Source organism: Hymenobacter aquaticus, assembly GCF_004765605.1.
In the GTDB taxonomy this organism is placed as follows: Bacteria; Bacteroidota; Bacteroidia; order Cytophagales; family Hymenobacteraceae; genus Hymenobacter; species Hymenobacter aquaticus.
On the sequence record NZ_SRLC01000002.1, the window covers coordinates 873,756 to 896,885 of the forward strand.

The 23,130-nt window shown below is 59.1% G+C and carries 20 protein-coding genes; 13 read left to right on the forward strand and 7 right to left on the reverse strand.

What is annotated here, in order from left to right; all coding sequences use genetic code 11:
* Positions 1-23 precede the first annotated feature (23 nt).
* Entirely contained in the window at positions 24-2,549 is a 2,526-nt protein-coding gene (locus tag E5K00_RS16350; RefSeq protein WP_135464383.1) for an outer membrane beta-barrel family protein, read from the reverse strand.
* 397 nt (positions 2,550-2,946) lie between these two features.
* A complete protein-coding gene (gene wrbA, locus E5K00_RS16355; protein ID WP_135464384.1) occupies positions 2,947-3,558 on the reverse strand; it encodes an NAD(P)H:quinone oxidoreductase in 612 nt (203 codons plus the stop codon).
* A gap of 444 nt (positions 3,559-4,002) precedes the next feature.
* Between wrbA and E5K00_RS16360 the strand changes: the two genes are divergently transcribed.
* The 4 genes from E5K00_RS16360 (at position 4,003) to uvrB (ending at position 8,833) form a co-directional block, all read left to right on the forward strand.
* Complete coding sequence (locus E5K00_RS16360) at positions 4,003-4,587, forward strand: RNA polymerase sigma factor (protein WP_245328317.1); 585 nt, start codon at positions 4,003-4,005, stop codon at positions 4,585-4,587.
* Positions 4,568-6,217 (forward strand): outer membrane beta-barrel protein, encoded by a 1,650-nt coding sequence (locus E5K00_RS16365; RefSeq protein ID WP_135464386.1) that lies wholly within the window; start codon positions 4,568-4,570, stop codon positions 6,215-6,217. The genes E5K00_RS16360 and E5K00_RS16365 overlap by 20 nt, the downstream gene beginning before the upstream one ends.
* 48 nt (positions 6,218-6,265) lie before the next feature.
* Positions 6,266-6,673, forward strand: coding sequence for a DUF6970 domain-containing protein (locus E5K00_RS16370; protein WP_135464387.1), 408 nt, complete (start codon positions 6,266-6,268; stop codon positions 6,671-6,673).
* Between the two features lie 126 nt (positions 6,674-6,799).
* Entirely contained in the window at positions 6,800-8,833 is a 2,034-nt protein-coding gene (gene uvrB, locus E5K00_RS16375; RefSeq protein ID WP_135464388.1) for an excinuclease ABC subunit UvrB, read from the forward strand.
* 51 nt (positions 8,834-8,884) lie between these two features.
* Here uvrB and E5K00_RS16380 read toward each other — a convergent pair whose 3' ends face one another.
* Entirely contained in the window at positions 8,885-9,439 is a 555-nt protein-coding gene (locus E5K00_RS16380) for a DUF421 domain-containing protein (RefSeq protein WP_135464389.1), read from the reverse strand.
* 168 nt (positions 9,440-9,607) lie between these two features.
* On the opposite strand from E5K00_RS16380, the gene E5K00_RS16385 reads away from it, so the two are divergent.
* Positions 9,608-10,006 (forward strand): hypothetical protein, encoded by a 399-nt coding sequence (locus tag E5K00_RS16385; RefSeq protein WP_135464390.1) that lies wholly within the window; start codon positions 9,608-9,610, stop codon positions 10,004-10,006.
* 81 nt (positions 10,007-10,087) lie between these two features.
* Here the strand turns inward: E5K00_RS16385 and E5K00_RS16390 are convergent, their stop codons facing one another.
* From E5K00_RS16390 to E5K00_RS16400, 3 genes are all read right to left on the reverse strand, one after another.
* A complete protein-coding gene (locus E5K00_RS16390) occupies positions 10,088-11,545 on the reverse strand; it encodes a phytoene desaturase family protein (RefSeq protein ID WP_135464391.1) in 1,458 nt (485 codons plus the stop codon).
* Between the two features lie 65 nt (positions 11,546-11,610).
* Complete coding sequence (arsM, locus tag E5K00_RS16395; protein WP_135464392.1) at positions 11,611-12,579, reverse strand: arsenosugar biosynthesis arsenite methyltransferase ArsM; 969 nt, start codon at positions 12,577-12,579, stop codon at positions 11,611-11,613.
* 43 nt (positions 12,580-12,622) lie between these two features.
* Complete coding sequence (locus tag E5K00_RS16400) at positions 12,623-12,868, reverse strand: hypothetical protein (RefSeq protein ID WP_135464393.1); 246 nt, start codon at positions 12,866-12,868, stop codon at positions 12,623-12,625.
* 229 nt (positions 12,869-13,097) lie between these two features.
* On the opposite strand from E5K00_RS16400, the gene E5K00_RS16405 reads away from it, so the two are divergent.
* The 8 genes from E5K00_RS16405 (at position 13,098) to E5K00_RS16440 (ending at position 21,974) form a co-directional block, all read left to right on the forward strand.
* Positions 13,098-13,766, forward strand: a complete 669-nt coding sequence (locus tag E5K00_RS16405) for an MIP/aquaporin family protein (protein ID WP_135464394.1) — start codon at positions 13,098-13,100, stop codon at positions 13,764-13,766.
* Positions 13,767-13,990: 224 nt separating this feature from the next.
* Positions 13,991-15,400, forward strand: coding sequence for a site-specific integrase (locus E5K00_RS16410; protein WP_245328318.1), 1,410 nt, complete (start codon positions 13,991-13,993; stop codon positions 15,398-15,400).
* A 53-nt stretch (positions 15,401-15,453) separates the two neighbouring features.
* Positions 15,454-17,214, forward strand: a complete 1,761-nt coding sequence (locus E5K00_RS16415; protein WP_135464395.1) for a hypothetical protein — start codon at positions 15,454-15,456, stop codon at positions 17,212-17,214.
* Between the two features lie 74 nt (positions 17,215-17,288).
* Positions 17,289-17,573, forward strand: coding sequence for a helix-turn-helix domain-containing protein (locus tag E5K00_RS16420; RefSeq protein WP_135464396.1), 285 nt, complete (start codon positions 17,289-17,291; stop codon positions 17,571-17,573).
* A 458-nt stretch (positions 17,574-18,031) separates the two neighbouring features.
* Positions 18,032-18,742, forward strand: coding sequence for a BT4734/BF3469 family protein (locus E5K00_RS16425; RefSeq protein ID WP_167856926.1), 711 nt, complete (start codon positions 18,032-18,034; stop codon positions 18,740-18,742).
* A 2-nt stretch (positions 18,743-18,744) separates the two neighbouring features.
* The gene (locus E5K00_RS16430) at positions 18,745-20,442 is read left to right on the forward strand and encodes a DUF3987 domain-containing protein (protein ID WP_135464398.1); all 1,698 of its coding nucleotides are present in this window, start codon (positions 18,745-18,747) and stop codon (positions 20,440-20,442) included.
* Positions 20,443-21,273 (forward strand): recombinase family protein, encoded by an 831-nt coding sequence (locus tag E5K00_RS16435; RefSeq protein WP_245328319.1) that lies wholly within the window; start codon positions 20,443-20,445, stop codon positions 21,271-21,273. It abuts the gene before it with no gap.
* A gap of 11 nt (positions 21,274-21,284) precedes the next feature.
* The gene (locus tag E5K00_RS16440; RefSeq protein ID WP_135464399.1) at positions 21,285-21,974 is read left to right on the forward strand and encodes a hypothetical protein; all 690 of its coding nucleotides are present in this window, start codon (positions 21,285-21,287) and stop codon (positions 21,972-21,974) included.
* 180 nt (positions 21,975-22,154) lie between these two features.
* Here the strand turns inward: E5K00_RS16440 and E5K00_RS16445 are convergent, their stop codons facing one another.
* The gene (locus tag E5K00_RS16445) at positions 22,155-22,925 is read right to left on the reverse strand and encodes a GIY-YIG nuclease family protein (protein ID WP_135464400.1); all 771 of its coding nucleotides are present in this window, start codon (positions 22,923-22,925) and stop codon (positions 22,155-22,157) included.
* Positions 22,926-23,130 lie beyond the last annotated feature (205 nt).

The following is a 23,130-nucleotide window of genomic DNA, read 5'->3' on the forward strand; positions in this document are numbered from 1 at the left end:
AAACACATTAGCACATTAGAACCTTACTGCTGGCCTTGCTGCCCGCCTTCGCCTTGCTTGGCGTCGTCGTTCTGGATGCCTTTGCGGCGCTTCGGGGGCTGGGCCGACACTTTGCCGAACCGGTAGCTGAAGGCCAGGCGTACCCCGCGCAGGTAGATGTAGTTGTTGCTTTCCTGGCGGAAGTTCTGGGCGTCGAGCACCGAGTTCAGGTTGCGCGTGGCACTGAGGAAGTTGTCGGCGTTCAGCGTCAGGTCGGCTTTGTCCTTGAGCAGGTTTTTGCGCAGGCCCAGGGAATAAAATGTCCAGGCGGCCTGCTGGCCCTGTAGCTGAATGCGGGGCGAGTTCAGGCCACCGAAAAACTGCAGGCTCAGGCCCTTTTCAAATTTGTAGGCTGAGTTCAGGTTCAGGTTGTACATCACCCCGTCGTTGCTCAACCCCAGGGAAGGGCTTTTCAGCGACACGTAGTACACGTTGATGTTGCCGCTCAGGTCCCACTTGGGCACCGGCTTCACCGAGCCGAACAGGCTAATGCCGTAGGTAGCGTTGCGGCCGATGTTGCGGAAGGTCTGCTTGTTGACCCCGGTGGCGGCATCTACTTCCCGGTAGGTTTCAATGGCGTTGCCGGTGCGGCGCGCGTAGGTCGATAGGTTCAGCACCGAGCCCTTGATGAACGTGGTGTAGTTCACCTCGTAGCTGTCGGTCAGCTCGGGCTCCAGCTCGGGGTTACCGAAGCTGATGTTGCGCGGGTCGGAGGCGTTGACGAACGGGTTCAGGTAGAAAATCTGGGGCCGCTGAATCCGGCGCGAATAGGCCAGGCGCAGGGTTTGGCCGGGCTTTTTCGGGTCGCCGGGCTGGTAGCTCATGCTCAGGTTGGGCAGCAGGTTGGTATAGTTCTGCGACACGCCGGAGTTTTCCGTAATCCGCTGCTGGAAGCTGCCGCTAATGCGGGTATTTTCCACCCGCGCCCCCAGCTTAAAGCTCACCTTCTTGGACGCGGAAAAGCCGTAGGTACCGTAGCCCGACAGCACGTCCTGGCTGTAGTCAAACAGGTTGGAGCGGTTCGGGTCGTAGCGCAGCGGGTTCAGGCCCGAGTAGATGTCGTAGTCGCTGCTCACGCGCCGCAGAATGGCTTTGGCCCCGGTTTCGAGCAGGGCGGTTTCCGAAAAAGGATGCGCGTAGTCGGTTTGGAGCGTGGTTTCGAGGTTTTTCGAGAGGTTGGTGCTTTCCTCGCGGTAATTTTTGTCGGCGGCCGTGGTCGAGCGGCCCGCAAACTGGTCGAGGGTGTATTCCTGCTCGTTACGGTTGCGGGTGTGCTGGGCCAGCACGCTCCACTCGCGGCGCTTCTGCTCGAAGGTGCGGGTGTAGGCCCCGCTCACGTCGTAGCTCTGGGTGTGGAAGCGCCGGTCGGTGTCGCGCGTGAACTGCTCGGGGTCGGGCAGCACAACGTTGTTGAACTGGGTGTAATTGCCCTGGTTGGCAAACAGGTTGCCCTGCACGCTCAGCGTCAGGTTGTGGTACTGAGCCGGGTCGTAGTCGAAGCCCAGGCGCCCGAAGCCGCCGCCGCCCAGCGTGTTGCCGTCCCCGGCTTGTTCCAGGGCTTTGGCTTCGCGGCCGGTAACGGGGTCTTTCTGAAAGCGCGTCAGGTCGTTGCGGTTGGGGCTGTAAAACATGAAGCCGCTCACCGAGCTGGTCAGGCCCACCTTGCCTTTGCGGTAGTTCAGCGAGGCGTTGCCGTTCGAGCTGCGCGTGCCGCCGGCCAGGCCCAGGCTGCCGTTCACGCCCTCCAGGTTGTTCTTCTTGAGAATGATGTTGATAATACCGCCCGTACCTTCCGCGTCATACTTGGCCGAGGGCGTCGTAATTACCTCCACGCTCTTGATCTGGTCGGCCGGAATCTGCTTCATGGCATCGGCCACCGACGAGGCCACAATGCCCGAGGGCTTGTTGTTGATGAGCACCCGCACGTTGCTGGTACCGCGCAGCTCCACGTTGCCGTCGGGGTCCACGTTGACCAGCGGCACCTTGCGCAGCACGTCGGCCGCCGTGCCGCCGGCGTTGGTCAGGTCCCGGTCGGCGTTGTACACAATCCGGTCGGGCTTGGTTTCCACCACGTCCCGCTCCCCGGTTACGGTTACTTCGCCCAGCTTCTGGGCCGCCGACGTCAGCTGCACGGTGCCCAGGTCGGCCGTGCCGTCGGTGATGGTCACGTCCTGGGTGCGCGTCACGTAGCCGATAAAGCTGATCTGGACGCGGTACGCCCCGGCGGCCAGGCTCTTGAGCACAAACCGGCCCCGGTCGTCGCACACGGCCCCGTCGATGGGCGTGTTGCCGGTGGTGGGCAGCAGCGCCACGGTGGCAAACTCCACGGGCTTACTCGTGGTGGCGTCCAGCACCGTGCCGGTCAGGCGGCCCGTGCCTTTGGGGGCGGCCGGCACGGCCAGGGGCTTGGGCGCGGCGCCTGGGTTTGTGGTGGGAGCGGCAGGCGCTTGGGCCCAGCTCGGGGTGGTCAGTAGGCCCCCAGCGACCAGCAAGGGTAGATAATGCTTCATAACAGAGGTAAGAAAAAAAGCCGGCTGAAGAACTCCGCATAGCTTCCCGAGAGGCTTGTTCCAGGGTCACGAATGAAGCCGGGAGGTTGCACAGAGAAGCTTGTCCGGAGACAAATAAGTTGCCCTATATATCGTCGGGGCGGCTTGGTTATTACAAGTGGCAGCGTAAATAGTGAGTCCACAAACCTACCCACGCCCGCCCAGCGAAGCCGCGCTTATTCTACCAATCGGGGTAAATAGCGGACAAAATTCCTGATTCCGCTACCAATTCCTTTTTATCTGGGAGAAATACAGCACTAGGCCGCCCAAAAAAAAGCAGCCACCTCGAAAGAAGTGACTGCCTCAGGTTGCAGGTCGGTGCGTCAGGAAATTATCCGGCTAATATAGCATAGTCTGGCTAACGAGCTAGCTTGCTGGCAATTTCGGACGTGTGCCGGCCCTGGTAGCGGGCTCCTTCCAGCTCGTTGGCGCTGGGCTGCCGCTCGCCCTGGCCGCCGGCCACTGTGCTGGCGCCGTAGGGCGTGCCGCCGCTTACTTCCTCGTGGCCCATCTGGCCCTGCCAGGCGTAGGGCAGCCCCACAATGACAAAGCCGAGGTGCAGCAGCTCGGTATGAAACGAGCGAATGGTAGTTTCCTGGCCGCCGTGCTGGGTGGCCGTACTCACGAACACGGACCCGACCTTGCCCACCAGCGCCCCGCTGGCCCACAGGGCCCCGGTGCCGTCGAGGTAGGCCTGCATCTGCCCGCAGAGGTTGCCGTAGCGGGTGGGCGTCCCGAAGATGATGTTGTCGTACTCGGTCAGCTCGGTGGGCGTGGCCACCGGAATATGCTCGAAGGCCTTCTGGGCCTGGGTGGCGCCAATCTGGTCGAGCAGGGCCGGGGGCAGGGTTTCGGGCACGCGTTTAATCACCACCTCGTTGCCCGCTACTTCGCGCGCTCCTTCCGCTATGGCTTCCGCCATTTTGTAGATATGACCATACGTGGAGTAAAACAGAACGAGGGTTTTCATGGGCGAAGGTTGGGAAGTGAAATACGTGAGCACTGAGCAATAGAACGGCTACGGCCCCGGCCCGGGTTTGTTTCTGCGGCAAGTCATTCCGGAGTACGCTGCGGTCCGGGAGCGTATATTTGGGGCGGGAATAAGCCGCTGACTACCAGTTGGCTATTGACCGGCGCAAGAATTTTACGCAAACAATGCAACTGCTACCCCAGAAGTGGCCTCTTCCTGTTATAACCGCCGTTTACCCGCAGTCATTTTTCGATTTTACGAGCACGCTATGGCACTATTGGTTACTCACGCTTCCCGGCCGCCGCACGCGCAGCAAGGGTTGGCACTTCAAGCGGTCCGGCCGGGCCACCTGCGCTGATGGGGGCCCTGTCGTCCGCATTGGGTACGGTGGGCGGGCTGCGCAGCCTGCTCCCGGATGGGCTCACGGCTGCCAAGCCGGCGCCCGTGCGTCAACTTACTCCTCCCGCTGCCACCATGACCGAGGCCGAGATAATCGATGGCTGTCTGGCGGGCAGCCGGGCCATGCAAAAGCAACTCTACGACCGGTTTGCCGGCAAAATGATGGCCGTGTGCCTGCGCTACGCCCAAACCACGTTTGAGGCCGAAGACGTGCTGCAGGAAGGCTTTATTACGGTGTTCAGCAACCTGCGCAACTTCCGCCGGGAGTGTCCGCTCGAGTTCTGGATTCGCCGCATCATGGTGAATGCCGCCCTGCGCCAGCACCGCCGCAATGCCCCGCTGGTAGCCGTGAGCGAAGGCGAATACCCCGAAGAGCTGGCCGGCGAGGAGTTTACCCTTTCCAACTACGCCTTCGAAGAAATGCTGGCCCTGGTGCAGGAACTGGCGCCCCGCTACCGGATGGTGTTCAACCTGTTTGCCATTGAGGGCTACGGCCACAAGGAAATCGGGGAGCTGATGGGCATCTCCGAGGGTACCAGCAAATCACAGTACGCCCGCGCCCGGGCCATTTTGAAGACCAAACTAGAGCGCCTCGAGGCGCATCGCTCCAATGGTACCTACCGCCAATAACCATACGCCGACGCCGGAGCCTACCGGCGACCTGGAGCAGCTGTTTCGGCAGAAGCTGGGCGACGCTGAGGTAGCTCCCCGCATGCACTTGTGGGACCAGATCGACCACGAGCTGCTGGTGCAGCAGAATGAAACGTACCGCCGGCGCCTGGCGTGGCACCGCTGGGCCGCGGCCGCCTGCATTCTGTTTTTCCTGGCAGCGGGCAGCTGGTTTAGCCTGCGCCGCCCCGGTTCCTCTGATGCCCAGCTGGCAGCGGTAGCCGGCGCTGAAAACGCGGCTAACTCCGCCGGCCGCTCGGCCCACACCACTGCTGGAGTATCAGCTGCCGCCGTTGCTGCCGAAGGCCAGGAAGGTCTGGCTATTTCTTCCGCGCCGGTGCTGGGGGCTGATGCCGGCATCAGCAGCCTGGCCGACGTGGCAGCAGTGTTGCAAGCGGCCATTGCCGGCCCCGCCGCCCACCGCCCTTCGGTGGCCACTGTAGCTGTAGCCCAGCAGGAGCAATACCCGGCTGCGGAAGTCCGCTTTGGCACCAACCGCCCGGCGCCGGCGATGGAAAGCTACAGCCTGCCCGCCAGCTTCGGAACGGTGCTGGAGCTGCCCGCCGGTTCGTTTTTCGACCGGGTGGTGGCCAGCCGGGCCGCTACCTCGGGCACCACGGCTTCGGCCTCCGCGTTGTTTGCGGGCCTGAACAGCTATTCGGCACCGGCCTCGGCGGCAGTAGCTACCATCCTGCGCCTGCCCCAGCCCGATACCTCCAAGCTGGCGTTGCCCTCCGCTCCGGCTTCGGCCGTGGCCCAGCACCAGGCGCGGCCGGAGCAGCAGCAGGAAATGGCCCCGGCCCGCCCCAAGCGCTGGCGGCTGATGGGTGCGTATGCTGCCTCGGCCTATAACCCGAACATGAGCTTTGGCTCGGGCGCGGTGGCCAGCGTGAGTGGAAGCAGTGGCTTTGGCCCCTCGACCTACCGGGCAGCCAATACCTATGAGCAGGCGGCCACTGAGTACCGGCGCAACCTGCGGCCCGGCTTCGCCCAGCGCGTCGCCCTGATTGGCAGCTACGCGGCCACCAAGCACTGGACGCTGAGCGCCGGCGTGGAAGTAGCCGAGCAGCGCGCCACTTCCCAGACTTCCTACAACTTTCTGGATGGGCGCATGCCGGCCGTGGAAGTAGCCTCCGCCAACAAAGACTACGGCAACTCCCTGACGCCCCCACCGGCTCCGCAGCTGCGCACGGCCCAGTACCGCTACCGCACGGGCGGGATTCCGGTGAGCGTGCGGTATGGTTCGGCCCGCAAGGGCGTGTCGCTCTACGCCAAAGTAGGTGCGGCCGTGAACGTGCTGTTCAACAGCCGCTCGGAGTTGCAGGGCGTGCCCGAATCGGTAACTTCCTACTCGCTGACCTCAACCGATTCGCCCTACCGCAAGGTGCAAACCTCGGTGAACGGCGGTGCCGGGGTGCGCTACCAGCCCACGGCCGGCCAGTGGAGTCTGGCGCTGGGTCCCGTGGCCGAAGCCGGCCTCTCGACGCTGAACACCAACGCAACGCAGGCCTCGTACCAGGTGCGGCCCTACGCCATCGGCATGGAAGCCAGCGTGGAATTTGGGGGCAAGCAGGCCGTAGTAGTGCGCTAATTCTGAGAACCAAAGTTTTCGTTTTTTCACCTTACTGTTCTGTATGCCATGAAAACATTACTCGTGTTACTAGGAGCCTGGGGGTGTCTGGGAATGGTGCAGTGCCACAGCGACGCCGTGGCACCGCAGCCTCAAACCGAGCCGGCCGCCCAAGCCAACCCGCAGTCGGCGGCCTGCTCGGATACCCGGGCCCAGCCCTTGATTGATGCGCTGCTGCAAACGCCGAAAGCCAACCCCGCCGGGGAGGTGTGGCGCTACACCTGGGAAGGCCGGCCGGTGTTTCTGGTGAAGTCCTTCCGGCCCGACGACTACCAAAAGGTATACGAAGTGACGAATGCGCAGCTGCAATACGTGGGCGCGCCCAGCGGCGGCATCACGGGCAAGGGCGACGGCAAGTGCCCGACTTTCGCCACGCAGGCCACCAACGGCTGCCTGGTGTGGCGCGACCCGCGCTAGTGTATCCGTTATCAAAGCAGAAAAACCTGTTCGATTTACCCGAACAGGTTTTTTCGTTTCCGAAGAAACCTACCTTGCGGCAATGGAGTTATCCTAGGCTGTCTTAGCTGCCACATTTTCGCCTGAATGGACTATCAACTAACCTCCGAATTTAAACCCACCGGCGACCAGCCCAAAGCCATTGCCCAGCTCGTGTCGGGGGTGGAAAGCGGGGAGCCGGCCCAGGTGCTGCTGGGGGCCACCGGCACCGGCAAAACCTTCACCGTCGCCAACGTGGTGGCCCAGACGGGCAAGCCCACGCTGGTGCTCTGCCACAACAAAACCCTAGCGGCCCAGCTCTACGGCGAGTTCAAGTCGTTTTTCCCCAATAACGCCGTCGAGTACTACATCAGCTACTACGACTACTACCAGCCTGAGGCATACATTGCCAGCACCGACGTCTTCATCGAGAAGGACTTGGCCATCAACGAGGAAATCGAGAAGCTGCGGCTGCACTGCACCTCCACGCTGCTCAGCGGGCGGCGCGACGTGATTGTGGTGGCTTCCGTGTCGTGCATCTACGGCATCGGCAACCCCGAGGAGTTCAGCAAAAACGTCATTTACCTGGCCCCCGGGCTGAAATACTCGCGCAACAACCTGCTCTACCAGTTCGTGCAGATTCTGTACTCGCGCACCGAGGTGGAGTTTACCCGCGGCTCGTTCCGGGTGAAGGGCGACACCGTGGACATCTTCCCGGCCTACGCCGACTTCGCCTACCGCATCTTCTTTTTCGGCGACGAAATCGAGGCCATCCAGAAGATTGACCCCGTGAGCGGCAAGAAGCTCAGCGACGAGGACAGCATGACGCTGTATCCGGCCAACCTGTTCGTGACCGGCAAGGACACGCTGAACCAGGCCATCAAGGAAATCCAGTTCGACATGACCCAGCAGCACGCTTACTTCGAGAAGGAGGGGCGCGACTCGGAAGCCAAGCGCATCATGGAGCGCACCGAGTTCGACCTGGAAATGATTCGGGAGCTGGGCTACTGCTCGGGCATCGAGAACTACTCGCGCTACTTCGACGGCCGCCAGCCCGGCTCCCGGCCCTTCTGCCTGCTCGACTACTTCCCCGACGACTACCTGCTCGTCATCGACGAAAGCCACGCCACCATTCCGCAGGTGCGGGCTATGTGGGGCGGCGACCGGAGCCGCAAAACGGCCCTCGTGGAATACGGCTTCCGCCTGCCCTCGGCTATGGACAACCGCCCGCTGACCTTCAACGAGTTTGAAAGCATGTACCGGCAGGCCATCTACGTGTCGGCCACGCCGTCCGACTACGAGCTGGCCCAGGCCAACGGGGTTATCATCGAGCAGATTATCCGCCCCACCGGCCTGCTCGACCCCGAAATCGACGTGCGGCCCAGCGTCAACCAGATTGACGATCTGCTCGACGAAGTGGACAACCGGGTGAAAATGGGCGACCGGGTGCTGGTAACGACCCTCACCAAGCGCATGGCCGAGGAGCTGCAGAAGTACATGGAGCGCCTCGGCATCAAGTCGCAGTACGTGCACTCCGATGTGAAAAGCCTGGACCGGGTGGAAATCCTGCGGCAGCTGCGCCTGGGCGTGATTGACGTACTCATCGGCGTAAACCTGCTCCGGGAAGGCCTTGACCTGCCCGAAGTGAGCCTGGTGTGTATTCTGGATGCCGACAAAGAAGGCTTCCTGCGCGACCAGCGCAGCCTGATTCAGACCATGGGCCGGGCCGCCCGAAACGACAAGGGCAAGGTCATTATGTACGCCGACCGGATGACGGGCTCCATGCAGCGCGCCATCGACGAGACGAACCGCCGCCGGGCCGTGCAGATGGCCTACAACGAAGAGCACGGCATCACGCCGCGCACGGTGAAAAAGTCGCACGACGAGATTCTGGAGCAAACCTCGCTGTCGGACAAGCGCCGCATCGAGCCGGCGGCTTACGTGGGCCCGGAAACCGATACGATGACGCTGGCCGCCGAGCCCGTCATTGCCCTGATGGCCAAGCCCGACCTGGAAAAGCTCATCAAGCAAACCGAAAAGCAGATGGAGGCCGCCGCCAAAGACCTCGACTTTTTGCAGGCCGCCAAGTTCCGCGACGAGCTGGCTCAGCTGCGCCAGATGCTCAAAACCAAGCGCGACTAAGCACCCGGCCGACGTATAAGTAACAAACCGGCCCCGGTAGTCTGTAACGGACTATCGGGGCCGGTTTTCTATTGACGGCTCCGGACGTTTGGTCGCGGTGGGTTTCGGCTTGCTTTTTATAACGCTGATGTGGCCGTTGCGCTCCAGATACACCCGGTCGATGCCGGCGAGCGAGGCGCTGTGCCCGCTGTGGCGCAGGCCTTCCAGCAGGTCGTTTTCGGTGATGCTGGCGCGGCGCATGTTGTCGTGGCAATACTGCCCATCCTGCACCAGCAGCACGGGCGAGCCTTTTATCAGCCGCCCAATTAGCTCGCTGTGGTAGGCCGCGTAAGCCAGCAGGCGGTGCAGCAGCACCAGCACCGCGCTGGCCAGCAGCGTAGCCCCAAATGGCGAAGCGGCCACAATGGCGCGGCTCAGCACCGCGCCCAGCATAATCTTTAGCACCATGTTGAAGGCGCTGCTGCTACCAAGTGTGCGCTTGCCCGCCAGCCGCAGCAACCCCAGCGACGCCAGGAACACTACCACGGCCCGGGCGCACATCTGCCCGGCCGTGATGGAGTCGGAGGTGGCATCGAGGCCCAGCAAGGTGTTCCAGAAATCGTCCATGCGGTGGGTTGTCGGGGTGCGGAGTTTGGCTTTTGTGAGCGGCGAAAGTCGGGCAGAAAGCTATACTGCCGGCCGCCGGCTGGGTTGCCAGGGCGGAGCTGGCCGGGTGACTGATTTACGCGAAATGCTTATTTTGAGTCATCCATTCCCACTTTTTTCCAACGCCGTATGAAGTCACCCATTACCCGCTTTGCGTTTCTGCTGACCTTGCTGCTGCTGCCGCTGCTGCCCCACCGGGCAGCGGCGCAGGCCGGCAAATACACCTACATGCACATGACCACCATCGAGTCGGTGGTGGCGGGCGGCCTGGGCCGGTCCCGCGTGCTGTTCACCCCCGATTTCAAGGGCCAGAAGGAGGTGGAGCTGGAAAACCTGTTCAGCCTGACCGGTATCAACATGAAAAACGTGCGTTTCAACGAAGAAGCCATCCTGCGTTTTCTGGGCGACCTGAACGCCGAAGGCTGGGAGCTGGTACAGGCCACCCCGCTTACCCAGACGCTGGAAAGCGCCGGCACCACCGGCCAGGGCATCTTCATGACGCGCTATCTGTTCCGCAAAGCCAGGTAAGTACCGCCGCATTACTGTAAAAAAAGCCTCGGCAGGTGCTCTGCGGAGGCTTTTTTATGGCTCGAAGATAAGGGCGCGCCTTCAGTCCGGGCTCTGAAATAGTGGGGGCGGGACCAGGCGAAAAATGTCGCGCAGGGCCCGGCTGGCGGCGTGGTAGCCACACATGCCATGCACGCCGCCGCCGGGCGGGGTCGAGGAGGAGCACAGGTAGAGCCCGGTTTGGGACGTGCGGTAGGGCGAGGCCCGCAGCGCCGGACGGGTAAACAGCTGGCGCACGTCGAGCAGCCCGCCGTTGATGTCGCCGCCCACGTAGTTGGGGTTGTAAGCTTCCAGCTGCGCCGTGTTGAAGGTGTGGCGCCCGATGATTCGCTCCCGGAAGCCGGGGGCAAACCGCTCCACCTGCTGCTCAATGGCCGCCGTCATGTCCCGGGTCGAGCCGTTCGGGACGTGGCAGTAGGCCCAGGCCGTGTGCTTGCCGGCCGGGGCGCGGGTGGGGTCAAACCGGCTTTGCTGGGCCAGCAGCACGAACGGCCGTTCGGGATGCGCCCCGCGGGCGGCGGCTTGTTCTCCGGCCTCAATTTCCTCCAGGGTATTGCCCAGATGCACCGTGCCGGCCCGCGCGCAACCGGCCGCCGTGAAGGGAATGACGTCGTCCAGCGCCCAGTCGACTTTAAACACGCCCATACCGTAGCGGTAGCGCCGCAGTTGCCAGCGGTACACTGTCGAGAGGCTATGGCCGGCAATGCGCAGCAGCTGGGCGGGCGTCACGTCGAACAGCACGGCTTTGGCCGGGGGCAGCTGGCGGAGGGAGGTTACAAACGTGCCGGTTTCGACGTGGCCACCCAGCGCCACGAAGTGCGCCGCCAGGGCATCGGCAATGGCCTGGGAGCCGCCCTGGGGCAGGGGCCACCCCTGGCGGTGGGCCGCAATCAGCAGCACCAGGCCAATGGCGGAAGTGGTCAGGTTGGTCAGGGGCTGAATGGCGTGGGCGGCCATGCCGGCAAACAGCCCGCGCGCTTCCCGGGTCTGGAAACGGCTGGTGAGCCGCGTGGCCGGCAGCAGCGCCGACAGCCCGAAGCGGGCCATATCCAGCGGGTGCCGCGGATAATGCAGCGGGGCCAGCACGTCGTTGGCAATCCGGGGCCAGTCGGCTACCAACGGCGCTAGGAGCCGCTGGTAAGCTTCCGCGTCGGGGCCGAGGGCCTGCGCCGTATCGGTCAACGACTGCACCACCGTGGCAGCCGTGCCGTCGTCGAAGGGATGAGCGGCGGCTACGGGCGGGGTAATGTAGTGCAGGCCATATTGGGCCAGCGGCAGGGTCTGGAAAAACGGCGAGGCCGCCGCCAGCGGGTGAATGGCCGAGCACACGTCGTGGCGGAAGCCGGGCAACGTTAGCTCGGCCGTGCGCAGGCCGCCGCCCAGCTGCTTGTTGCCCTCCAGCAGCAGCACCGACAACCCAGCCTGCCGCAGCACGATGGCCGCCGCCAGGCCGTTGGGGCCGGAGCCCACTACCACGGCATCATAGGCGGCACTGGTCATCAGGGGCGGAAAGGGAGCAGGTTATAATCGAAAAAGACAAGCCCTGGTTTGGGCGGTCGGGTTGGTTAGCAGCACCCGCCCCCGTCGTAATGGTAGGTGGAAGGCGACACGAAAATATCGTCGCGCCCCAGGGCCAGCAGAGCCGCAGCGGTTTTGTCGCACACGGCCAGGGGCTGGTTTTGGAGCAGCACGTGGCCTTTCTGGTCGTCAAACAGCTCGTCGGAGCCGTAGTAAATGGCGGTGCGGCCGGTAAAGATGCAGGGCCCGTCGGCGGGCATCGGGTCCTTGATGGCGCACACCTCCACGCTTTCGATGTAAATCAGCTCGTCGGTGGCGTAGTGCCGGGGCGACAACACGCGGTAGGCCCGGCGGGCCCGCACTTCCACCGTGCCGAAGCCCACGCTGGTAATCAAATCCAGGTACTGCTGTAGCGGCAGCGAGCCGGTCAGGCACAGGGCCCGCAGCCGCTCATCGGCCCGCAGCTCTTCGCTTAGGGGCTGCTCGCAGGTCGGGTCCGACATCACCAGGCGGCCGTGGGGCTTCAGCACGCGGTAGGTTTCCTGCAAGGCCCGCTTCAGGTCGTCGAGCTTGAAGATGTTGAACAGGCAGTTTTGCGCCGCTACGTCCACGCTTGCATCCGGCACGGGCAGGTGCAGGGCGTCGCCGGCCCGCAAATCCACGAAGTCGGGGCTGAACCACTCGTTTTGGGCTTCGGCTTCCAGCATGTTGGCGCGGGAGGCGTCCAGCATTTCCGGCACCACGTCCACGCCGATTACCGCGCCGGGGCGGCGGCTGAAATACGCGAACTGCAGCAGCTCCATGCCGCCGCCCACGCCCACGTAGAGCACCGTCGGGCTGCCCGTCAGGTCGCGCGGGTTCACGGTGCTGCCGCAGCCGTAGTTCATCGAGAGCATGCGCTGCGGAATGCGCAGGCCGGGCAGCTGCCACACGGGGTTGGTGGTGCAGCACAGGCCCACCTGGGGCTCCTGGGCGGCCTGGCGGTATACGTCGGCGGTGGTATCTAAGTAGCTCATGGGCGTGAGGGAGGAAGCATGGGCCGGCGGGGTGCCGGCGCGCTTACTGCTTGTTGAGGTTCCAGTTGTAGTCGGGGTACGTTATCCGGGCGTTGTCGTTCAGACGGGTGGTAAAGTACGTGTTTATCCATTGTACCACCGACTGGCCGTTTTTCCCCCGGTCGGCCTTGTACCAGTCGAAGTGCTTCGACAGCGGCGCCTCGGTTTTGCCAACCTTGTTTTTGCCCGGATTGTTCAGAAAAGCCCGGCCCTGGTCGTCGAGCATCAGGTTCTTCATCAGGGCAGACATACGGTAAATCGGGGGCGCAGCGGTGGTAGCGCCGCCACATTTGGGCCGGGCCGGGTTGTGGGGCCAAATGCCGGTTGCCCACGCCGGGATTTTGCCGGCGGCGGTGCTACTTTTGACGCCCGGCCTCGCGCGCCCGGCCCGCCGTATTCCTGGTTGGGCCTTCTTGGTGAACAGAAGGTGACGACTTCCCGGGCCATTCGTTCCTGCTGCAAACTACTGCTTCCCCCGCATGAAAACTCTGCTCCGTCATTGCCTGCTGGCCGAGGTCCTGGGCACGGCCGTTCTGATGCTGTTCGGTACCGGCGCGGCCGTGGTGGAGGAGCAAACCCACGCGCTGGGTCACGGCGGCGTTGCTGCGGCCTTCGGGCTGGTCGTGCTGGTGCTGATTCAAAGCCTGGGCCACGTGAGCGGGGCCCACGTCAACCCGGCCGTCACGCTGGGCTTCTGGGCGGCCGGGCGGTTTCCGGGGCGGCGCGTGCTGCCGTACGTTGCCGCTCAGCTGGCCGGGGCTTTTGCGGGCAGCGCGCTGGTCAGGCTCATTGCCACGCCCGGCTCGACGCTCGGGGCTACCCTGCCTGCGCACGATGTGGCCCAGGCGTTTGGCATCGAGCTGTTTCTCACGTTCTGGCTGATGCTGGTTATTCTGCGCGTTACGTCGAGCTTTTACGAGCAGGGGCTGCTCGTAGGCCTCACCATCAGCGCCACGGTGTGGCTGGAAGCCTTGGTCGGCGGCCCGCTTAGCGGCGCATCCATGAACCCGGCCCGCTCCCTGGCGCCCGCCTTGCTGAGCGGCCACCTGACTGCCGCCTGGCTGTACGTGGTAGCCCCGGCCGCCGGGGCGCTGCTGGCCGTCGTCACCAACCGGCTGCTGGATCTGCGCCCGTCTCCTGAAGCTTGAGCACGTAGGATTGGGGTAAAACACAACAGCCACCTGGATTTGCATCCGGGTGGCTGTTACTAAATGAGCGAGAAACGAGGTTCGAACTCGCGACCCTCAGCTTGGGAAGATGCACTTTGGGGGTTATCAATAATTGTCAATAGCCCCTAGTAATACAAAAAACGCCTTTTTAAGTGCCCCTAGCCTATCGGGGCTTATTGTCGTTACCCCCCTTTCTATTACATTTGTTTAAACCAGCGTTTAAACCAGAGCTGGCACAAACAGTAATGGCAACGACGGAACACAAGGAAGGCAAGGCTACGGTCAAGGTCGTTTACTACACCTACAAAACGCTAGCCGATGGGACGCACCCGTTTATGGTGCGCATCACCAAAGACCGCAAACTGAAATACATTGCCACTGGCCAAAATCTGCACCCTAAGTATTGGAATCCGCTAAAAAAGGAGGTGCGCAAAAGCTACCCTGAACCGGGCCGCGACCGGCTACTAAAGAAGCTGGCCGAATGGGAAGCCAAGTATAGCGGAGCCGCCGACACGCTGGCTGAGGCCGACGAGCAACATGACGCGCCGGCAGTGGCTGCTAAAGCCATTGAGGGCCGTAAGGCAGCGCGCCGAGTGAAATTACTGGCGTACTGCGATGAACTAAGTAATGGATACCTGAAATCCGGGCAAGCTGGCAATGCCACAGTGTACCGCGACTTACGTAACCAGCTAGCTAAGTTCGTAGCGGCTGAGGCTAACGCACCCGCGCCGCCCGCTGGCCGTGGAAAGACTGACGCTTGGGCCGATTGGCTGAGCCGACATGATGTACCACTTGACCGGGTGACAGTTGCGTTTTGCCACGAATGGGAGCAGACGCTTCGCGCAACTGGCATCAAGGAGATAACCTTATCTCTGCGATTCCGAACGTTGCGAGCCGTGTTGAATCAAGCCATCGCGGCAGGTTTGCTTAAGGCCACAGCTTACCCCTTCGCCCGTACTGTAGCTGAAAAGCACAAACTACAAGTAGGCAAGTTTGACGTGAGCACAGGTAAGCGTGCTATCAGCCGCGACGAGTTGCGCACCTTCGAAGCATTAGAGCCAACAACTCAACGGCAACGATTGGCTAAGGACGTATTCCTGTTCTCATTTTATGGTGGTGGCATCAATTTCGTGGACTTGGCCCAGCTGCGTTGGCGAAACCTGAGTGGGTCCGCGGCAGAAACTGGCAAACCAGACCGCCTGCATTATGTGCGTCAGAAAACGGGTGGCAAATTCTCACTTCGCCTTTTGGCCCCAGCCGCCGAAATCGTGGCTGCTTACCGCGCTTTGACCTATGCTTCTGCCGAGAGCTACGTATTTCCAATACTAGACTTAGCGAAGCATGTGACACCGGCACAGGTAAAAAACCGGCTCCACAAGGTGCTGGGACAAGTGAACGACGACTTGAAAGAGTTAGGTCAACTAGCTGGTATTACAACGCCGCTGACGACTTATGTCGCTCGGCACACATTTGCCACCACCCTCCGCATGAGCGGGGCAGCTACAGCAGTTATATCCCAAGCAATGGGGCATAAGTCAGAGGCCGTTACGGAGGTGTACCTGAATGGCTTTGCTTCGGAAGTCATTGACTCAGCCTTCGATTCGTTGCTGTAGCGACGCACCAACATATATAAGACCCACTCAGAGCTTGATACTATTCCTTACTAATGAAGGCCAACATTTTAAGCAACAAGTTATTCAACAAATTTATTCGGTTGTTACAGGAGGGGTTTGCCGGTGAACTCACTTTTGCTAACAATGAAGAGGCTTCTGCCTTTGCACTGAATGCACACCAAGACTTATTGGAGGAACTGGAAGACAATCTCCTCAACCTACATAGTAAGGAGCAGACCTTATACCTCGAAGGCCAGTTTCTAAAACTCGAACGATTCGGTGAGTTAATACCTCGTGATAATGACGAAATCATCAACTCGTTGACAAAAAATGGTTTGGCGTTTTTAATTGAGGCGCTTGGGGGATATGAGCCGGTTGAGTTGCTAGCGGATAGACTTGAACCTGAGCTCGTCGAGGAACTTAGAGTTTACAGGATAAGAAACAGGTTTCTTCATAGTAACTCTAGCGACGGTTTTGCAGCCCTTACCGGCCCAGACTTGCAGACCTACCAAACAGTTTTTTCTTCACAACTCCTATTGCTGGCGTGGCACACCTTAACCAGTCTATATACACTGAGAGGGGGAATTGAGAGTGCCGTTCCAAGGAAGCGTAAGTGGAAGATTAAGCTAAAGACCAAGATTCTAAACGACCTACGCAGCTACGTGCCGGAGATGCGTGAAATGACTGTGCAATCTCATCCAACCGAAGAACACATTTACACTGAATGGGCCAGGTATTTAACCAGCTTGCGTTGGTGGAACTATCCCCAATCCGACTCTTGGTTGGCCCCTATTGAGTTTGAACAAGCATTTCATGATGCTCCGGACAGGCAGGCATTTCTAGCTGGTTTTCGCCGGCTTCTCGATGCGATTGAGCCCATACTTACTCTTCCAGACGAGGAAAACCCGCTTTTTACCGAAGACAATTATGCCTTGTCGGAAATGAGCAGGATTGAGGCGCGTAAGAAAAGCCTGCATCGGGCTCGGGTGAACGCAAAGCACATAGGCCAATGGTTGCAACTGAGGCAACAGGCCGCCGCAAAACAGCTTATGGAGTCTCTGGAGCGCATTGCACTAGTGCCAGAGTGCAATCAATCAGGTGAGCCAATTAACGTTTTAACAGTAGCTGACTACTATCATGAGGGGGAAGTAACGTTGCGCTTTGAAATGCTTTTGAGTCGCCTTCAAAATGACATGCCAGCGGCCCAACCCGAGCTGAATCTTCTGCATGACCGATTAGTCAGACTTATCAGCTACCGCACTACGGAGACTTCGCAGGTTGATTTTGAGTTCGGGCACGGTTCGCCCAAGCTCGCTGATTTAGTGCTTCTGATCCCTCACTTCACCTTAGTGGATAGAACGCTAGACGTGACCACGCAGAGTATGGCGAAGGTTGCGGACGACTTTTGCGCTAGGCTGTTAGTTACTATCAATCATCGTCTTCCTTGGGCGCAGCGAGCATCTGATTTAGTGAAAGCGGCACTTGGCGCAGTGCAAATGCCCTCCGAACCAAAGCCAGCAGGCAGGTTGAGCCATAGAGCAATTGCCTTGCTTCACGTTTATCGTGACCAAATGATTGAGCACGGAGAGCCCGCTCGACAGATAGCTGCTAGTTACGGTTGGGTAAGTAAGACCAGTGGCACCGCATTGTATGGAATGTTCATTAGCTTATATAACACTTCAGATAGAGTCAATGTAGATGGGAAAACGGGCAAAACAATGATTAAAGCTATGTCCGAAATCATTCCGTTACTGAATCCAAGTCAAAAAAAACAAGTTGAAAGTGAGATAGATACGTTGAAAGCGCGAAAATAGAAACCGGTTTAAACCGGTTAGGGGCTTCGCATATCTATCCCTTTGCTGCTGTCAAACAACAAACGACAGTAGCCATGAACAACCCCTTCGAGTCAATCAATGCCCGACTCAACAACTTAGAGGCATTGTCGCTGGAAACGCTGCAACATCTGCGTAGCGCCTCCAAGCCTGCTGATGAAATTGGCGGTATAGGATTAGCGCAAGAGATTACTCGCCTGAGTAAGGCCAGGATCTATGCCTTGGTTTCGGCCAGGCAAATTCCGAATAGCAAACGAGGCAATAAGCTCTATTTTAATAGGGCTGACCTACTTGCTTGGGTAAGCCAAGGTAAGCGTGGTAGTCATGCAAACCACCAGTAGAATGGGAACAGTCTTCATCCCATGTGGTGCTCCTCTGAAAGGAGAGAAGCACCAGCTCAACGAGAGCACTTACGCCGGTGGTATCATGATTGCTGCGATGCAAGCGCAAATTGCTCAAGACGCCGTAAATACGCTTGCCACTAGTACCAACAAAAGCCCGTTAGTCTTATGAAGACTAACAGGCTCAATGCTTTTGATGTGGTTGGTAGCCGCAGCAAAAGTATGTCGATTTTGGCTTCCGGCCATTTCGAAGCAGTCAATTTCAGCTTGACTGGCGAGGCCATGCACCTAGCTTCGCAGACCAATAACGGCAACGTTTCAGAAACCAGCTCAAAGCCATGATGCTGGTCAATAAATCGTATCCCAACGGGGTGCCGATGCCATTGGGTGGGCCTACATCCCTAGCAGTGCTACTACTCGCGGCTATAGAGCCAGATAAGTTATACCTCCGGTCTCAGGTGCTGCCCCGTCTGCATCGAGCCGGGTGTGCGAACCCAGAAGCTTCGCTGGAAGCGGCCATAGCGGCCGGATGGCTTACGCAGGAGACCTACGGTGAAATCGGTTATGCTTCGCGTAGCTGGCTGTCCGTTCACCTCGTCAAAGGCAAATCAGCGCTCTCCCCCCTCCCCCTGGTTAGTTATTTCAAGCCGCCTATTACCAATGTACTGCCTCATAAAGACGTCACACTTTGGAACATTGCCCAGTTAATTCGAGGGCCTTATCTGGCCGTGCGAACTCAACAGCTACGCGCCCTACCTAGCACCAGCGAGGAGCGGAAACGGCTAAAAACGGGCCTCCCGTCTTTTACACCGGGCGGTACCTTCACCAAACGGGCCAACGACTACCTGATAAAAAGAAGCGGCTTGCTTGGGCTGGATTTCGACCACGTGCCGGACTTGCCAGCGGCGCGCACCCGGCTACTGGAAGATTCCAGCTTGCCAATCGACCTGCTGTTTACCAGTCCGTCGGGCGACGGCCTCAAGGCTATGGTGCGCGTGCCGTTGGGGCACGACCACCAAACCAACTTTCGGGCCTTAAGCGCATACCTGCAGGACCACCATGGTCTTACTCCCGACCCCAGCGGCAAGGACGTCGCCCGCGCCTGCTTTGCTTGCCACGACCCCGAAGCTTGGGTTCACCCGATGTATCACAACACCCTTTCTTTCTAGTAATGGCAACCGCACCGCAAACGTTCGATACGGCTGCCTGGGTACCCAAGTCGCCGGTCTTCGCCAAATCGGCCCTTAGCCTTGCTCTCACCAGCCAACTAACCGAAGATGCTCTTCCGTGGTGCTTAGTACAACACGAAAAACACCACGGCGCCATGCCCGGACCAGGAGGTCGCCATACTTGGTTAGTGGCCTTCTCGTTTTTTTGTAACGAAACTGGAGTGCCAGAGGAAACGCTTACAGCGTACGCAGCACGCTGGCAAGCGGAAGATTTTACCGAAAAAGAAATCAGCCGTACGATACATGACATTTACAAAAAGCGTCGGGACGAGCATGGAAGAGAACCCTTCTCTAGCCACGCCAGCCCTCGGCCATTTAACCTTTCGGTAGCCGGCCAAAGTGAAATTGTCTCCCATGCTCAATCCCTACCGGGTTCTATCGCTAAGGAGGCATATGATTCGCTACCGGTATGGCTTAACAAATGCTGTGCGCAGTTCTCAACCGGTGCCGAACGGGATGTAATGCTGTTGAGCACGCTGGCTGTGTTGTCCGGTTGTTTCCCCAATGTCAAGGGCATCTATGACGGTGCACTGGTATGGCTCAACCTGTTCACCTTCATATTGGCTCCTGCGGCCAGTGGCAAAGGGGCCATGAGTTGGGCCCGAAAGCTGGCGTGGCCATGGCATCAGAGCCTGACGCTGGCCAGTAAGCAAGCCGCCGACGCCCACCAGCTGCAACTGCAGGAATGGAAAACGCGGCGCAAAGGCAAGCAGACTACGGCTGAGATGCCCCCGCCGGCCCCTGCGTTCAAACAACTCTACCTCCCAGGTAACACGTCGGCAGCCGCCCTCATGCGCGCGTTGGCGGATAATGACGGCCGTGGCATCATCTGCGAAACGGAGGCGGATACATTGAGTGGCGCTTTGGGCCAAGATTTTGGCAATTTCTCCGATATGCTACGCAAGGCGTTTCACCACGAGCCAGTGTCGTTGATGCGCAAAACCGACCGTGAGCAAATTGACATCGGGGCACCAGCTATTTCGCTGGCCTTGACCGGCACCCCTGCCCAGTTGAGGCGCCTTATCCCGACGGCCGAAGACGGCTTGTTTAGCCGCATCATGTTTTACACTTTCGAACAGCCAGCCGCCTGGCGGGACGTCAGCCCGGCTGGCGGGCGTGGTAACCTAGGCTCCTTTTTCGAAGAACAATCGGCGGCGGTATCGCGAATGATGCAGGCGGTAGCGGACCAAGAGGCCTACGTTGAACTTACGGGTGAGGGGTGGGCAAGGCTCAACGCAGCGGGATGCGATGGTTTAGCTGAAGCTGTGACAATTGCGGGGGCGGCAGGCGCTAGTACGGCGCTGCGGTTGGGCCTTACAACCTTTCGCCTGGCGGGACTTCTGGCCCTTCTCCGGTGCTTCGAGCACGGGTTGGCTCCCGGAGAGCGTATCGTGGCTGATGTGCAGGATGTGTTTGCGGCAATCTCCATTGTTGAGACCTGCCGCGCCCACGCCTTGTATCTGTTGGGTACGCTTCCCGCTGAACGCGGTAGCGGGAGCAAAACCAGTCGGGTTGTTCAGAAAGCCGAGAACCAGGCTCGTGCTGTGGCCTTGCATCAAGATAACAAGTCCGTGCGGGAGATTGCCGAAGTCCTCGGCATCCCCAAATCAACGGTCGCGGACTGGCTTGCGTCCCCTTAAGTGTCCGGCCTGTCCGGTGTCCGGATTTCCGGACACCGGACAGGCCGGACAGCACTCGCCATCGACGCTTTTGCAAAGAAGTTTTCACTCGTTGCATTTGTCAAACACCCGTTCAACAAATGCAACCCGCCTAAAACCATCTATATGACAACCCCAGTTCTCTACGTTGCCTACTATCGAGTCAGTACTCAGAAGCAAGGGCAGTCGGGCTTAGGCCTCGAAGCTCAACAAGCCGCCGTGCACGCGTTTGTGGGTATCCCCGCTTATTTGGTAGCCGAATTCACCGAAGTGGAAAGCGGACGCAACAACAAGCGTCCCCAACTTCATGCAGCCGTTGAGCTTGCGCGTGAGGAAGGCGCCATTTTATTGGTTGCGAAGTTGGACCGACTGGCACGAAACGTTGCGTTTCTGGCAACCCTAATGGAAAGTCGGGTGCGATTCAAAGCAGTAGACGTTCCACAAGCCGATGAATTCACCATTCACATTCTGGCTGCTGTTGCCCAACGCGAAGCAGAAGCTATTTCGCAACGCACCTGCGCGGCATTAGGGGCCAAAAAAGCCCGCGGCTTCCAATTAGGTACACCTCGCAATCTCACTAGCCAAGCCAGAGCGCGCAGTTTAAAAGTCCGTCAGCACAATGCGTGGGAACAAGTTGGCAACCGCCAAGCCAGACGCTTGTGTCAACTTCTGCGGGCGCAAGGAGCCAGCTTGCAGCAAATCGTGGTGGAGTTAAATGGAAGCGGCTACCGCACAAGAAGAGGCCGGCCTTTTTATAAGACGGCCGTTGCACGCCTGCTTATTCAGGCACCACCGACTGCGCCAAAGACATAGCTTACTCTTGAATGTGGGCATTTGTGCCTTTTGTGGAAAACGGTTTGAAACCGGTTTCTAGGCATAAAAATCAACTTTTGCTGCTTATTCTAAAACGTTTTGACATGAAAAATGAAATCAGGGAATGCCCGCAATGCGGTGAGGTCATAGAAGGCCGCCCTAACAAGAAATTTTGCAGTGACACCTGTAAAGGCCGCCACTTCCGAGAGGGTAATTCACTCCCCTTTCAAATCGATTCACCCACTGACGCGCGTGTCTCTGCAGTCAGTCCGAGTGTTTCTTCTTACCATCCAGATGACACATGGCAGACTCAAGATGATGAGGATGATGAATGGGGAAAAGTGGAAGCCGAAAAAAGGCGTCTTGTTGAGCGTGAGCATACTGCTAAACTGCACGAGCAATTCTGCGGCGTGGTCCGGGACTTCCTAGATGTAGAAGGCAAGGCGTTGCTAGCAAGGCAGGCAAATAGGTTGCTACAAAAGGTCTCCGACCTAACTGCAGCTTATCAGGTTCACCCTCATATGAAACTGCCAGGAAACCAAGTCAACGGTCGGTTAAAAGCGCTGTATGGTATTCAAGATATCCTGCAGGAAGTAATCCAAGAAATCGAAAGCAAGGTGCTGTGGCAAAGCAGGCAGAGTGATTTTGAAGTCACGAAGAAGTGGAGAAAGACTTTGCGTGAACTGCTTATTCCAGATTAATTGATACCACGGTACTGCCAGACCAAATATTTCAGCCGACTAACTCAGAGCCTTTTCCTTCTCACTTGCCTCAAATATTAAACAAACTGCATCACCTGAAGCGCCTGCATTTCCTCCTTCTTACTCGACTCCTGCGGGCATGAGAAGTGGGATTAATTTGTTTGAATGCATTCTTACACTTTATTCGTCCAGGAAGGTCGGGTGGTGTTCAAGCAGCAAGTTGAGGGTTTCACGCCGGATGGTAAAAGAAACGCTTGGGTCGTTCTGCCAGGGCAACGTCATCTTGGCGAAAAGGGAGTGGTTTTGGGAAGGTGTGTACCTGACCAGCCCCTTGTGTATGTTCTTTCGATACTGAAAAAGAAGAAACATGAAGGTTTCCCATAAGTCGGCGTCGATGGTTTCCGCCGTGATACCCAACGCCGGATTCAGGTAAACGGAGAAGTGCGGCGCGAAAACTTCGTCCAGCCCCGACGCCACGGCTTGCCGCGCCACGAGCTTCGCCAAGTACACCGTCACCGGAGACATGTCAAGCAACTCGTCGGTGAAGTTGAAGGCGTAGGGCGGGTAGTAGCCATCGACGGGTATGTATTCGATGAAAGCCGGCAGCACCCGCTTCTTCGGTGCTTGCTTGCGCGTGACCGCCGGCATCAGTTTCGTCGCTGTGCCTTGCACCGTGGGCGTGACGGTACCCGCAAGTAGCTGCTGCGTCTGGACATGACTATCGGCGACGAAGGACTTGATGTCGTCAGTGTACACGAACCACTCGCCTCGGTGCCACGAGGCTTTGAACCGCTGGTGAAGTTCGGCTTCGACGTTGCTGGGGTGGACGCTCAGCAACACCAAGGGTGAGGGGTTTGCACACTGCAAATTCTTCATGCGCCTGCGCACGTCGAACGCTTTGCCAATCTTTACGAAGTCCCTATCCCCGTCCTTGATGATGTATGTAAACATGGCGCTCAGAACGGCGGGGCTTTGTGTTTGTTGAACGTGCTTTTCGGAAACTGATTGAGCATTGGTGTCACTCGTGCCACCTTGCTCTTGTCAGGTTTCGCCTTATCGTCGGGCGTCCATGGGTTTGAAACCCGTTTATGTACCTGAACCATCACAATTATCATAGGTATTCCTTGATAGACCGCGTAGAGGCCCTCCAAATAAC

What these genes read in the sequence shown, in the direction of transcription:
- E5K00_RS16405 (WP_135464394.1), top strand. Translation starts at nt 13,098, where the DNA reads ATGAAAACTCTGCTCCGTCATTGCCTGCTGGCCGAGGTCCTGGGCACG.
- E5K00_RS16365 (WP_135464386.1), top strand. Translation starts at nt 4,568, where the DNA reads ATGGTACCTACCGCCAATAACCATACGCCGACGCCGGAGCCTACCGGC.
- uvrB (WP_135464388.1), top strand. Translation starts at nt 6,800, where the DNA reads ATGGACTATCAACTAACCTCCGAATTTAAACCCACCGGCGACCAGCCC.
- E5K00_RS16380 (WP_135464389.1), bottom strand. Translation starts at nt 9,439, where the DNA reads ATGGACGATTTCTGGAACACCTTGCTGGGCCTCGATGCCACCTCCGAC.
- E5K00_RS16400 (WP_135464393.1), bottom strand. Translation starts at nt 12,868, where the DNA reads ATGTCTGCCCTGATGAAGAACCTGATGCTCGACGACCAGGGCCGGGCT.
- E5K00_RS16350 (WP_135464383.1), bottom strand. Translation starts at nt 2,549, where the DNA reads ATGAAGCATTATCTACCCTTGCTGGTCGCTGGGGGCCTACTGACCACC.
- E5K00_RS16445 (WP_135464400.1), bottom strand. Translation starts at nt 22,925, where the DNA reads ATGTTTACATACATCATCAAGGACGGGGATAGGGACTTCGTAAAGATT.
- arsM (WP_135464392.1), bottom strand. Translation starts at nt 12,579, where the DNA reads ATGAGCTACTTAGATACCACCGCCGACGTATACCGCCAGGCCGCCCAG.
- E5K00_RS16370 (WP_135464387.1), top strand. Translation starts at nt 6,266, where the DNA reads ATGAAAACATTACTCGTGTTACTAGGAGCCTGGGGGTGTCTGGGAATG.
- E5K00_RS16440 (WP_135464399.1), top strand. Translation starts at nt 21,285, where the DNA reads ATGTGGGCATTTGTGCCTTTTGTGGAAAACGGTTTGAAACCGGTTTCT.
- E5K00_RS16430 (WP_135464398.1), top strand. Translation starts at nt 18,745, where the DNA reads ATGGCAACCGCACCGCAAACGTTCGATACGGCTGCCTGGGTACCCAAG.
- E5K00_RS16415 (WP_135464395.1), top strand. Translation starts at nt 15,454, where the DNA reads ATGAAGGCCAACATTTTAAGCAACAAGTTATTCAACAAATTTATTCGG.
- wrbA (WP_135464384.1), bottom strand. Translation starts at nt 3,558, where the DNA reads ATGAAAACCCTCGTTCTGTTTTACTCCACGTATGGTCATATCTACAAA.
- E5K00_RS16390 (WP_135464391.1), bottom strand. Translation starts at nt 11,545, where the DNA reads ATGACCAGTGCCGCCTATGATGCCGTGGTAGTGGGCTCCGGCCCCAAC.
- E5K00_RS16420 (WP_135464396.1), top strand. Translation starts at nt 17,289, where the DNA reads ATGAACAACCCCTTCGAGTCAATCAATGCCCGACTCAACAACTTAGAG.
- E5K00_RS16385 (WP_135464390.1), top strand. Translation starts at nt 9,608, where the DNA reads ATGAAGTCACCCATTACCCGCTTTGCGTTTCTGCTGACCTTGCTGCTG.